The organism is Caballeronia udeis (assembly GCF_001544555.2).
Taxonomy (GTDB): domain Bacteria; phylum Pseudomonadota; class Gammaproteobacteria; order Burkholderiales; family Burkholderiaceae; genus Caballeronia; species Caballeronia udeis.
Window position 1 is genome coordinate 1 of sequence record NZ_FCOK02000138.1, and the last position, 11,777, is coordinate 11,777.

At 57.1% G+C, this 11,777-nt stretch carries 9 protein-coding genes and 2 pseudogenes; 7 read left to right on the top strand and 4 right to left on the bottom strand.

The annotated features are described in order from the left end of the window. The 6 genes and pseudogenes from AWB69_RS50140 to AWB69_RS43990 all read left to right on the top strand — a co-directional run. On the top strand, window positions 1-250 hold a 250-nt coding region (locus AWB69_RS50140), incomplete at its 5' end, for a hypothetical protein (RefSeq protein ID WP_231937444.1). After that, a pseudogene (locus tag AWB69_RS43965) lies at window positions 234-632 on the top strand (DDE-type integrase/transposase/recombinase); the annotation flags it as partial. The gene AWB69_RS50140 and the pseudogene AWB69_RS43965, both read left to right, overlap by 17 nt. Before the next feature lie 371 nt (window positions 633-1,003). Further along, window positions 1,004-1,249: a hypothetical protein gene (locus AWB69_RS43970; protein ID WP_062093031.1), complete on the top strand. Its 246-nt coding sequence runs from the start codon at window positions 1,004-1,006 to the stop codon at window positions 1,247-1,249. 147 nt (window positions 1,250-1,396) lie between these two features. Continuing rightward, window positions 1,397-1,594 carry a hypothetical protein gene (locus AWB69_RS43975; RefSeq protein WP_062093032.1) on the top strand — a complete coding sequence of 66 codons (198 nt, stop codon included), beginning with the start codon at window positions 1,397-1,399 and terminating at the stop codon, window positions 1,592-1,594. Window positions 1,595-2,164: 570 nt separating this feature from the next. Then, entirely contained in the window at window positions 2,165-3,367 is a 1,203-nt protein-coding gene (locus tag AWB69_RS43980; RefSeq protein ID WP_331712725.1) for a hypothetical protein, read from the top strand. A gap of 1,788 nt (window positions 3,368-5,155) precedes the next feature. Further along, entirely contained in the window at window positions 5,156-6,019 is an 864-nt protein-coding gene (locus tag AWB69_RS43990; RefSeq protein WP_062093035.1) for an SHOCT domain-containing protein, read from the top strand. A 244-nt stretch (window positions 6,020-6,263) separates the two neighbouring features. On the opposite strand, the gene AWB69_RS43995 is transcribed toward AWB69_RS43990, so the two are convergent. The 4 genes and pseudogenes from AWB69_RS43995 to tnpB form a co-directional block, all read right to left on the bottom strand. Beyond that, complete coding sequence (locus tag AWB69_RS43995; protein ID WP_062093036.1) at window positions 6,264-7,700, bottom strand: IS1182 family transposase; 1,437 nt, start codon at window positions 7,698-7,700, stop codon at window positions 6,264-6,266. A 163-nt stretch (window positions 7,701-7,863) separates the two neighbouring features. Then, a pseudogene (locus tag AWB69_RS51040) lies at window positions 7,864-8,043 on the bottom strand (DUF3592 domain-containing protein); the annotation flags it as partial. 71 nt (window positions 8,044-8,114) lie between these two features. Next, the gene (tnpC, locus tag AWB69_RS44000; protein WP_062093037.1) at window positions 8,115-9,704 is read right to left on the bottom strand and encodes an IS66 family transposase; all 1,590 of its coding nucleotides are present in this window, start codon (window positions 9,702-9,704) and stop codon (window positions 8,115-8,117) included. A 51-nt stretch (window positions 9,705-9,755) separates the two neighbouring features. Continuing rightward, window positions 9,756-10,103, bottom strand: a complete 348-nt coding sequence (tnpB, locus tag AWB69_RS44005) for an IS66 family insertion sequence element accessory protein TnpB (RefSeq protein WP_062093038.1) — start codon at window positions 10,101-10,103, stop codon at window positions 9,756-9,758. A gap of 178 nt (window positions 10,104-10,281) precedes the next feature. Here tnpB and AWB69_RS44010 point away from each other — a divergent pair, with 178 nt between their 5' ends. Further along, on the top strand, window positions 10,282-11,670 hold the full coding sequence (locus AWB69_RS44010) for an IS4 family transposase (protein WP_231937445.1): 1,389 nt from the start codon (window positions 10,282-10,284) through the stop codon (window positions 11,668-11,670). Window positions 11,671-11,777: the final 107 nt, after the last annotated feature.

An 11,777-nucleotide genomic window follows, 5' to 3' on the forward strand; every position in this document is an offset into this window, starting at 1 on the left:
TGGCAATGTCGACGCCTATGGCCGTATGGTTCATGGCGGACCTCCTCCGGTTGGCTCTGAAGACCTCAATGATCTTCCATTCCGACCGTACCGTTACGGCCGGTCCGTGAGTGAGTATGTGTGTCTGTTCATCGCTTCCACCACTTACGAGGTGGGAGGCATCCATTCCATTTCCGTGTCAATCGCGACATTGGTTTTCAGGTTGTTGCATCGACGCATGAATTTCCTGAGGGCGGCGCAAGCCGGGTAACACGTGGCACCTCGTCGAGATGTTCGTCACACTGCGTGGCGAACCATACTTGCTGTGGCGTGCGGTCGACGCGCATGGCGTCGAACTCGACATCCTGGTGCAAAAGCGGCGCGACAAGGCGGCCGCCAAGCGCTTCTTCAAGCGCGTGCTGCGCTCGAGCCCGGGGCCGCGCAAGATCGTCACCGATCAGTTGCGCAGCTATCCGGCGGCGTTCGACAACGCTGCGGCTCAGCTAAACAACCGCGCAGAGAACAGCCATCAACCGACACGCGAACGCGAGCGTCGCATACGCGGCTTTCGCGACCTGAGACGCACGTAGAAATTTCTCTCCTACTTCGGGCCGATCCGGCAACATTTCGCGCTCAAGCGGCATTTGCTGCGTATTCGTAGACCGAAATATTTTATCTCGCATCTGATGTATGTTATTTCGTCGCTCAGATCTACCGGTGCGCGTCTCACAGTACCCAAGGCTTCTTCTTTGCGCTCGCATCACCGACGAGTCAATAGATGGGATCGTGTATAGTCGCGTGCCATAATTCCGTCCCAGTACCTAGTTTCGAATGAAGTTATGGCCGCACCGAAGGCCGGATCGTTAGCGTAACGTAGGTCGTACCAGGTGCGAGCTTTCCAAACAACGCAGGTTCCTGTTTTGAAAACAGGTACTTGCCCGCCGGAGTCGAAGAATAGCGGTAGGGACGGCACGGGCAGATGATCGGGTTCATACTGGGATCGCCCAATCAAAGGAGATAGCCGATGAAAAATTCGTTCGTGCATAAAGGTTTTACTGTCTCGATGAACGCGGCGAGAAATGACATTGATCCCGAGCGGGTGCGTTTCGATGTTTCTGTTGTCATTGAAGACATATCCACGGGGCAATTCCTTCTCAACGAGACCCGGCCGGTGGAAGCACTGGACAAGGAACAAATGACTGCAGAGCGCGCGTTGAACCATTGCGCCCGCGAGGCGCGCAACTTGATTGATGGCGGACGTAAAGCTTGATGCAGGTGACCGCTTTACTGGTCCCTGGGTTTTCGCCGGAGCAGCGTCGCGGCCAAGTGGCGCCGTCGCTGCGTCGATCTTAACGCCGCTGACAAGGATTCAGCATTCAGTCAAAGTTGGGTTCTTGAGGACTGGAAGGAGTCGGGCATGTCAGAAGAACTCAGTGCCAAAGCGAAAGCCGCGCTTCTGGAGCTCAACGAACGCGGCGCGAGCGACCAACCTCTGATGGTTGAGTGGGACATCCAAATGCAACTGGAAAAGCACGAGCTGGGTTCGGCGGCGCCACACGGTGGATGCCTGATCACAAAAAAGGGACGGGCATATGTGCAAGAGATGAACGGCTGATTCGGCCACACATCGCATATACAGACGCATCAGAGCGATGTGAGCCTCGCCCATCATGGACTTCTCAGCCACGAGAAAAGTCTGACGAGCGCACTCGACGACTGCATCGCCAAGGTCTGTCGCAGGTGGTCGAAGATGTGCTCGCGAACACGTCGCGCGCCCTGCTTCCCGAGGACATCACCAATCCCATCCTGAAACGCTCTGCGCGCATCGGCAAGATTCGCCATCTACGAATTCTTTAGCTGCAGGTTGTCCCTAGATCCTGACATAGAGGTTGCCAACAGCAACACAGTCACCCGGGTTATGAGAATGGCTCATTGCCCGACGGCGGGTCCGATGTCAGTACACCCTCGCCTATAATTCCAAAACTGATAGTGATTTCACGGCGGGGAGCCCCACTTTATGAGTCAAGCACACGGGCGATACTCGGGATCTCGAGACAAAGGCCAGCGTCAATCGCGCCAACCTGCAAAAGCGACATCTCACCGACAGAACAAGCCACACGTAAAAGCTCCATCTACTCGAGACCCGGCCCACACGGCGTCCATTTTCAAGACACGTTCGTTTAAGTTGTTGGTAGATGCAGTAGGCGCGGAAAACATCGCACTGGGACTCAACTCCAACTTAACGCGCGTAGCCGAATTAGTGAACGGCGAGAGATTCACACCTGAGACAGCCTTTCATATCGAAACGACGCTTGGGCTACCCGATGGGTTTTTCGATCAACCCAATCCTGTCCTCACATCTGAGACCATTAGTCGATTGAGGTCACCCCTTGACTTCATTCATGCGAACGCGGAACCGGAAATTGCATACGAGGAAGTATTAAAGCCGGCTCCTGTTGCGCAGGTCAATCACCGCCCTACCCTCACCGATCGCTTGCCTAGAGAGCCAGAAATGCCAAAGAAGACAATTGGCGGGTCGCCAAGGACCTTCGCGAAGAGCAACGCTACGGCCGCGAAGCCTGCCACGGCAACCCCGACAGAATCCGCACCTGCGAAAGTCAAAGCGCCTTCAAAGTCGGGGGCTCAGCAATCCTTGCCCCTGAACGACGTCGCAGCTTTGGAAAACATTCGTCGCGCCAACCTGCACGTGCTTACGTCCCGCAAAGGATCGAAGGTGCGGCTCGGCGCGGTGATGGAAATTAGCGACTCCAACATGGCCAATCGTTTCTACGGACAGAAACGGATGAACGATGCCGAAGCAAACCGGTTCACGGAACGCCTTGGTTTGCCGACTGGCTGGTTGGACGTTCCGCGTTCAGTAACGGATATCCCTGAGTCGGTGTCGAATTTGCTTGTTCCCCCGTCGCGTCGCTATGCATCCGTTCAGCAAGAACTGCCGCCCACGATTGAGCCAAAAGCGACAGCGGCGAAGAAGCCTGCGGGTACGAAGGCGAAAACTGCGGGTGCTCGACTCGCCCTCCCCCCTGATACGGATGGCACAGGTGGTCCGACTAGCGTCGCCGCTGAGACGAAGGCGGCCTTGGGGGAGCGAGATCAAGCGTTCGCGTCCGTGACCGATCCAGCGATTCGGCAACCCGTTGATAACGATGTCTCGTTCTCCGCCGGCCGTCAGCAGTTTGCGCCGGCCCCCGTAACGCAGATCGTCACGGAGCCGCGCCGTCTCACTTCGGCAACCAACTTGGACGATCTGCAAGGGATTGAACCGATAGCGGAGGCGCTGATAAAGACACTCGCTGGCAAAGCACGCACTGGTCGCCTGGACGAAATGAAAGCATTGGAACTTTTGCGGCAAGCCGTGTTGCTCTGATCTGATTTGACATGGCTGTCGACATCACCGGCCGGACGTTTGGCAGGCTCACTGCAATAGCCCGCGAGGACGGCTCTCGCTGGCTATTCAAGTGCGCGTGCGGCACCGAAAAGGTTCTCGATTCGCGGAGCGTGAGGTACCGAAAGACCCTATCGTGCGGCTGCTTGCGCCAGATTGAAATTGCGCCCGGCCAGCGCTTTGGCCAGCTCACTGCATCCCATTACGTGAATCACGGTAAGAACGGGGCGCGTTGGTTTTTTCAGTGCGACTGCGGGTCTGGGAAGATCATTGCGTCCAGCTACGTAAGAAGCGGCCTCCGAACGTCATGTGGATGCCGCGGACCGGCCACGACCGCCCAGACCACCGAACCGGCCGCGGTCGTCTGGCCGTTCCCGAAATGGCCGAAGGAGCGCAGTGGCTGAACGGCCCGCAAGGGCCAATCTCCGAACAGCCGCATTCGCGTCGGTGACTGCACAGGCCCGCTCCGCACAAGTGAGACGCTCAACGGCGATGTTTTGTGCGGCCGTCGGTGGGCGCCACGGCATATCGCGTGGCTCGCCTTGATCAACCGACATCTACTTACTGTAACTTCATGAAACGGTAGCGGGTGGTGAACGGCGTCGATCGCGGCGCTGGCACTACACTATTAGTGTCGGCATCGTCCAAGGAGGCGTCCATCGATGGCAATCGAAGTCAAGGATCCCATCTACGAGCTCGGCGAGAAAGCGACATATGTCACTGTCAACGGCGTCAAGTATGCGGTCGTGCGCGAACGCCTGGTTCGACCAGATCGGGTCCGGGAACGCCCCTGCGCCGTGTGGCAAATCGCTGTCGGTTCCGCTGGGGGACGTAATCAAGGGCAGTGGAAAATCTTACGGCGTGAAAACTGTCAAGCTCGCCCTCAACCCGGTCCATCCGGCCTATCACGCAGCGGTGCACAGGGCGACTTACTGCCCTGCAGATCAGGTGACATTCACGGCCGTCTCCAGGAAGAAGCTGCGCCGTAGCAGTTCGGCGCATAGCAAAACCGGCCGTGTCGGGCGTGGCAAGGTCGGCGTGGGCGGCATGCGTACCAAGTCGCACGGCTCACGGCGCGCGGGTCGAGTCGCAACCTCTCCAGTTCGAGGAACTAGCGGGACGCGTCCCGCATTTCTTTGGTCGCCTTCGCCCTGTCCTTCCGCCAGCTTAGGAAGTAAGTCACCGTAGCCACAATGAACGTGACAATAGTGGAGGCCGACGACGCAATGAGTGTCTTTTCCTCAGTATCTAGCGACGGCGTTGTCGGTTCGTATTGGGAAGCAGATGAGGATGGGACTGCCGGAGCGCTTCCCGACAAGGCTTGTGATGCGCTTTTCAACTGCACGACGGTTACTTGCGGCAACTGGTTCGCCGACATGTAACGCACGAAAAGGGCCGCTGTTATGCAAAAAAAGCCCACAAAGAGACCAAGGAGTAACCGACAAAACAGCTCGACCCTAGTAGAGTTTGACACGCCTGCCTCCGTCTTCGTCGACGGTTGCCGCTCCCTAATATTGCGCCAGAATCTCGCGCTCCGCGAGTCGACGTTGGAACGCGATGCGAACCTCTTTCTCCCTGTCCGCAGGTGCGATCTACGTGGCTTGCGAATACTTCGAAATTCGCTGCTGCGATGGCACCGGTGCACTGAACTGTTCCCCAGCCACGTTGCCTAATTTTGGCGATCTTCGCTGGATTGCCCCGTCGGGCACAGAGCAGGCGGCGCTGCGGTTTAAATAACCCTGTGTCGGAAGAAACTATGAGTGGATCACCATGCGAAAACTCAACCCCGCCGGCCAGCAATTGATCGAAGAAGTTGCCCGGCGACATGGGTTCAGCATGGATGCCGTGATGAGCATGCTGGAGTCTGTGATTCGCGGTAACGGCAGCATGGCCCAGTTCAATCACCCCGAATTTGGTGGCTCCGGCCAGTGGATGCAGGGGGGAATGACCATGGTCTCCGACATGTTCAACAACTACCTGAAAGGCCGGGTCGATGGGCTCTGTTCCGAGCTTTCCCGCCTGATGGCAAATCAGCCCGACCTTCTTATTCGCAGCGGCAGCTTTCAGTCGCAGAGCCAGGGTACTCAGCAGCAGGGCAACGACGACGGCGGCCGGCAACAACAGCAGAGCGCTGGTTACGGTGGCGGCAGCCAGCAGCAGACTGCAGTCGGACCGGTGAGTCTGTTCGTTCCGCCCACCCCCGGCACCTCTGGCGACTGGTGGCCCGCTGATCTGGGGCGGCCCAACAGCACTGGTGCGCAGAATGACGTCCGCTATGCCCACTTCGCCCAACCCCGACGCCTGGCGATCGAAGTGGACGGCAAGGTGACGGTTTACGATACGCTCGATCACCAGATCAGCGGCTTCTCACAGCAGCAGTCCCGTGGCGCATCCCTCACATTTGCGAGCCAGCACGGCTTGGTTGCTGTCGCCAGCCTGGCGGTTGTCTCGGTCGGTGGGGTTCCGCAGCCGGCGTCGCCGCCGGTGCAGGACGAGCCCGTCAGCACTCAGTCGGTCGCCCGGGAGGCGGACGTGTTAGCCACCATCGAGAAGCTCGCTCAACTGCACGCGAAGGGGATTCTCAGCGATGAGGAGTTCGCCGAAAAGAAGGCGGAACTGCTGAGCCGTTTGTGAGGGTCCCGTCATCGCGCAGCGCAATCGGGGCACAATTTCTACGTGGCTGAAACGCCCACACAGGGACGGGCAACTCGCCCAGTTGATTGCTCAGTAAGAAGCGACTCGACTTGTTCCTGTGGGTCCGGAATCGGCCGAGGTTGTGTGGAAACGTCTGGCGAATATCGGCGAGAAGTTTTGGTAAAGCGCGATCGAAGGAAACGACTTTTCAGCTTTTTTATTGGTAGCGCGGCGATGGGCGTTCTCACGCCCTCATCGCCTCGATCAGTGACTTCGTACCCAGGATATTCATCGCTCGCTTGAGGTTGTACGCTAATACGTGAAGGCTCATCTCAGTTCGAACACGTGGCAGCGTCTTTGTCAGAAAGTGCGCGGAGCCCATCCAGAACTTGAGCGTTCCGAACGGGTGCTCGACTGTCTGTCGTCTCAGTCTTGCCGCGTCTGGAGTCTGATCAAGTCGGCGCTGCATTTCTTCAAGCACCTTCTCATGCTCCCATCGCGTGACTCTTCGATATGGACTCGGCGTGCACTGCGGTTTCAGTTTGCATTTCGGACACGCTGATGGCCAATACTTATGAATCGTCAGGCCGGCCTCAATGGTCGTGAAGCGCCGAATGGCTCGCTCTCCTGCCGGACAACGATACTCGTCGTCCGACTCAATATAGACGAAGTCCCGTTTATCGAAACGGCCCTCGGCCTTGCTGTTTGATGTCAGCGGTTTCGGGACCAGCGTCTTGATGCCGTCCTGCTCGCATCGCAGAATCTCCTCGCTCTTGAAGTAACCACGATCAGCAAATGCGGTCAGATGGTTTTCACCAATCGCATCTCGCGCCAGGTTGGCCATCGCAGCTAACTGGGAGCGATCGTGACCGACATTGACGACCTCATGCGCGACGATCATGTGGTTCTTGAGATCCACAGCGGTCTGCACGTTATAGCCGACCATTCCCGTGCCCCGACCGCTGGTGGCCATTGAGCGCGCATCCGGATCGGTTAGTGATATCTGGCCGTCTGGAGCTGCGCGCATCTGCGTTTCGATCTCACCGAGTTTTTGCATCTGCGCCTTGATCTTCAGTATCTTTTCTTTCAGGTGCGGAACGCGCCCCTCCGGCAGGCTCGCTGGCTCGCGATCGGCCCGCTCCAGTTCATCCATGTAGCGGGCAATACTTTGTTCGAGTTGCTCCATGCGAGCCTTGAGCTTGCGATCAGTGAAGTTCTTGTCGCGGTTGTTGACCGCTTTGAACTTACTGCCATCGATGGCAACGGTGGCGTCTGAGAAGAGCTTCAACTGCCGGCACAGCATTACAAACTCCCGGCAGACTTTGCGTATCGCATCGCCGTTGTCTTTGCGAAAGTCCGCAATGGTTTTGAAGTCGGGCATGAGCCGGCCCGTTAGCCAAATCAGTTCGAGGTTGCGTTGCGTTTCGCGCTCAAGACGGCGGCTCGATTGAAGCCGATTCAAGTACCCATAGATGTAAATCTTGAGAAGGGTCGACGGGTGATACGAAGGTCGACCGGTAGCCGCTGGCGCCGCACGCTCGAAGCCCAAGCTCACCAGGTTGAGTTCGTCCACGAATACATCAATCACGCGTACCGGATTGTCGGCATCGACATAGTCGTCGATAGATTCAGGTAGCAATGCGAATTGATGACGTGCGGTGCTTTCGACAAATCGCTTCATGAGTCACCTAGCCTGAACGCGTTGATTCAGTTTAGACGATCAACGTGTTTTCACACAACCTCGACCCATTGCAGTCAATCGTGTTTCTCGAAACCGGTCACTCACGAGAGAGACCGATACCGACGCGGAGGACTTCGAATCCCGCGAATAAGGGCGTCTGTTTCTATAGCTTCCTAAGTTGTCTATTTTTGCCGTAGACCAAGACACCGACAATTAGGGCAGACATACAAAAAACGAATAACGACATGAATAGAATATTCTTGTCAATCCCTCTTGCCACACGTTTTTCAAGGACAGACCGTTCGGGATTTTCAGGATCGTAGTACGCAGTCACTCTTTGGTTTACGGCCCGAGAATCGTAAGCATCCGATCAGTACCGTCGCGGATGACGTTGACACGCGAGAGGCTGGGCTGCTAGCGAATGGGATCGATACGTGCGGAGGTGGGCAGCAAAGGAGCAACGTTCCAAGGTAACAGTTCGTCGATCCGATTCACCGGATGATCTGCGATGCGCTCGATGACATGGTGTAAGTAGGCCTCCGGATCAATGCCATTCAGACGTGCAGAACCAATCAGGCTATACATCGCGGCTGCACGTTCGCCGCCTGAGTCTGCACCGGCAAATAAAAAATTCCGTCTTCCGATTGCTACGCCGCGCAACGCGCGTTCGGCGATCAGGTTGTCAATCTCAGCCTGACCATCGCTGCAGTAATAGGCTAGCGCAGACCAGCGATTCAACGAATACTGGATCGCTTTGGTGGTGTCCGATTTCGCGGAGAGCGTGAGAAGCGTCGCCTCGAACCACCGCTTCATGTCATCAAGCAGCGGCACAGCCTGCGCCTGGCGAACGCGCGATCGTTCTTCCGGGGGCTTGCCGCGAATGTGTTCCTCTATGCGATAGAGCGCACCAATGCGTTCCAGTGCTTCGCTGGTGATCGATGATGGCCGTACAGCATGCAGATCGTGTAGCTTTCGACGCGCATGCGCCATGCACGCAGCTTCCCGGATCTGACCGCCCAGGTATAGCTCCGCGTAGCCGGCGAACGCGTCTGCCTGCAGTACGCCAGTGAAGTTGGCAAGGTGCCGCTGCGGATGTTCGCCGCGACGATCCGGTGTATAGGCAAACCAGACCGCCGGCGCTTCGTTCGAACCACTGGGCCGGTCATCGCGCACGTACACCCAGAGCCGCCCGGTCTTCGTCCGGCCATTGCCCGGCGCAAGCACCGGCAGCGGTGTGTCGTCGGCGTGAACCTTGGCGCCGCCAAGCGCATGGCGGCGCACCGCGTCGACCAGCGGGTTGAGTAGCCAGGTCAGACTGCCCAGCCAGTGGCCCATGGTGCCAGCTTCAATCTCGACGCCGTCGCGCGCGTACATGACAGACTGGCGGTAGAACGGGATGTGGTACGCGAACTTCGATGTCGCAATATGTGCGAGCAGTGCCGGCCCAGGAAGGCCGCGATCGATTGGACGGCTCGGTGCTGCGGCCTGCACGATGCAGTCGCAGCACGAACAGGCAAGTTTGGGACGACGATGACGGATGACACGGAAGTGCGCGCGCACGTACTCAAGCTGTTCGGATACGTCTTCGCCCAGCGGTTTAAGCGCGCCACCGCACCCCGGGCAGTGCTCCTCAATGGGCCGATGCACGCGCTCTTCGCGTTCGAGGTGATCGGGCAGCGGTTTGCGACAGGCACTCTCGCGGCGTTGCTGTGTCTTCTTTGAGTCAGCCTGGGCAGCCGCACCTTCGTCGGCTTGTAGGTCCTCAAGCCGCAGCTCAAGCTGCTCGATCTGACTCTCCAGCTTCTCAGACTTGCGACCGAACTGCATGCGGCGCAGCTTCGCAATCGTCAGCTTCAGATGTTCGATCTCGATCACCCGGGAGCTAAGCTGGTCCTGCAATTCGACGACCCGCTGCGCGTTCGCATGAGCTGACGCCGCATGCGCGCGCACTAGCGCTTTGAGCGCATCAATGTCGTCGGGCAGGTCAGTATCGGTCAGATCCATCGCGATAGTTTACGACCATCTGCTGCACGCGAAGCGCCAGGTAACAGACGTTTACAAAGCACTGCGCGGGCGTGCCACCTCGACCGGTTGTCGCCAGTCAAACCCTTCGAGAAGGAGCGAGAGCTGAGCGGTGGTCAACGCCACGACGCCAGCCTCGGCCCGGGGCCATGCAAAACGCCCCTTCTCAAGACGCTTTGCAAATAAACATAGGCCGCCATCGCTCCAGTACAACGCCTTCAGAAGATCACCGCGGCGCCCCCTGAAGATAAAAACATGACCGCCATACGGATCCTTCTCAAGCACCGTCTGCACCTTCGCCGCAAGCGAATTGAAGCCGGAGCGCATGTCGGTGACGCCGGCGGCGATCCAGATCCGTGTGTTTGCGGGCGGGCCAATCATCGGAGAATCGTAAGCGTCATCTGAAGCTTTCGATTACCCACAAGTTTCTTGTTTACTTTCGAAAGTTCTGTTAACTTTTTCGCATGAGGAATTTGATCGCGATCAGATGACAAAAAGGGGGACGCCAAGCGATTCCCTACCTCGTCATCCGATGCCCTCGGAAGACGAGCAGACGTGGATGGACAAAGAGAATGCCGCCTGCAACTTCCGGGACGAGCGTCTGAAGAAGCGCTTTCGGTTGTTGCTCAAACAGATCTGGACGGGCATGGGTCAGAGCATTCCATTTGCCTGTCACGATTGGGCTAATACGAAAGCAGCTTATCGGTTTTTCGCCAACGATCATGTCAGCGAGCAGGACATATTGAGCGGGCATTTTCAGGCGACAAGCGAGCGTTTCGCGAGTTCGGATGGCCCGATACTTATTCTTCAAGATACGACGACGTTTTCATATCAGCGCGAGCAACCAGAGCGTATCGGATTCATCGGGAAGAGCGGCACTCGCAAGATAGATGGACGCAACAAGCCGCTGACCCGATGCGGCATTCTGATGCATTCGAGCTTGGCCGTGACGACAGAGGGAGTGCCGCTCGGCTTGGCCGCGATCAAATTTTGGACGCGCAGCAAATTCAAAGGCTGCAACGCACTCAAGAAGACGGTCAACCCGACACGAGTCCCCATCGAAGAAAAGGAAAGCTATCGTTGGTTGGAAAACTTAAGACAGTCAACGGCACTTTTCGGGGACCCGCAGCGTTGCGTGCATATTGGCGACCGTGAGAGCGACATCTACGAGCTGTTTTGTACAGCACAAGACGTTGAAACGCACTTCCTTGTCCGTACCTGCGTCGATCGATTAGCCGGCGATGGTGACCATACAGTTGCCCAGGAGATGGAAGAGGTGCGGTTAAAAGGATTGCATCGTGTCCAGACTGCAGACCAAAATGGGAACGTCATCGATACGGTGCTGGAAATTCGGTATCGTCGAATTAAGATGTTGCCGCCCATCGGAAAGCAAAGCCGTTATCCGGCACTCTACTTGACAGTGATACACGCGCGCGAACGCGCGGAGCTGGGAGATCGGAAGCGCATCGAATGGAAGCTGATCACGGACTTACCCGTAGCGTCCCGGCGCGATGCGATTGAAAAACTCAACTGGTATGCCATGCGCTGGAAGATCGAGATCTTCCATAAGATTCTGAAATCCGGCTGCAAAGCAGAGGAGTCGCGACTGCGCACGGCAGACCGACTGGCCAATCTGGTCTCCGTCTTATGCATCATCAGTTGGCGTATCTTCTGGTTGACGATGCTCAACCGCTCATGCCCAGATGCCGATCCAGAACTGGCATTGACTCATACGGAAATAGATATCCTCAACCGCTTAGTGAAGGATAGTAAGAGAGTCCGCGAGGCGCTTCCTCTTTCGCGCTACCTTGAGAAGATTGCGCAACTCGGCGGCTATCTCGCGCGCACCAACGACGCACCGCCTGGAAACACGGTGATGTGGAGAGGCATGCGCCGGTTGGCCGATATGCAGCTAGGCTTCAATCTCGCATCCGAAAGATATGGGTAATCGAAAGCATCTGAAGGCCGCATGTACAGACAGCTGGATAGTGTCCAAAGTAGTCCCCACCAAATAAGTGATGGGGACTACTTTGTCTAAAGATGAGATGCAGATTT

What these genes read in the sequence shown, in the direction of transcription:
- AWB69_RS43970 (WP_062093031.1), top strand. Translation starts at nt 1,004, where the DNA reads ATGAAAAATTCGTTCGTGCATAAAGGTTTTACTGTCTCGATGAACGCG.
- AWB69_RS43995 (WP_062093036.1), bottom strand. Translation starts at nt 7,700, where the DNA reads ATGAAGCGATTTGTCGAAAGCACCGCACGTCATCAATTCGCATTGCTA.
- AWB69_RS43990 (WP_062093035.1), top strand. Translation starts at nt 5,156, where the DNA reads ATGCGAAAACTCAACCCCGCCGGCCAGCAATTGATCGAAGAAGTTGCC.
- AWB69_RS44010 (WP_231937445.1), top strand. Translation starts at nt 10,282, where the DNA reads ATGGACAAAGAGAATGCCGCCTGCAACTTCCGGGACGAGCGTCTGAAG.
- tnpC (WP_062093037.1), bottom strand. Translation starts at nt 9,704, where the DNA reads ATGGATCTGACCGATACTGACCTGCCCGACGACATTGATGCGCTCAAA.
- tnpB (WP_062093038.1), bottom strand. Translation starts at nt 10,103, where the DNA reads ATGATTGGCCCGCCCGCAAACACACGGATCTGGATCGCCGCCGGCGTC.
- AWB69_RS43975 (WP_062093032.1), top strand. Translation starts at nt 1,397, where the DNA reads ATGTCAGAAGAACTCAGTGCCAAAGCGAAAGCCGCGCTTCTGGAGCTC.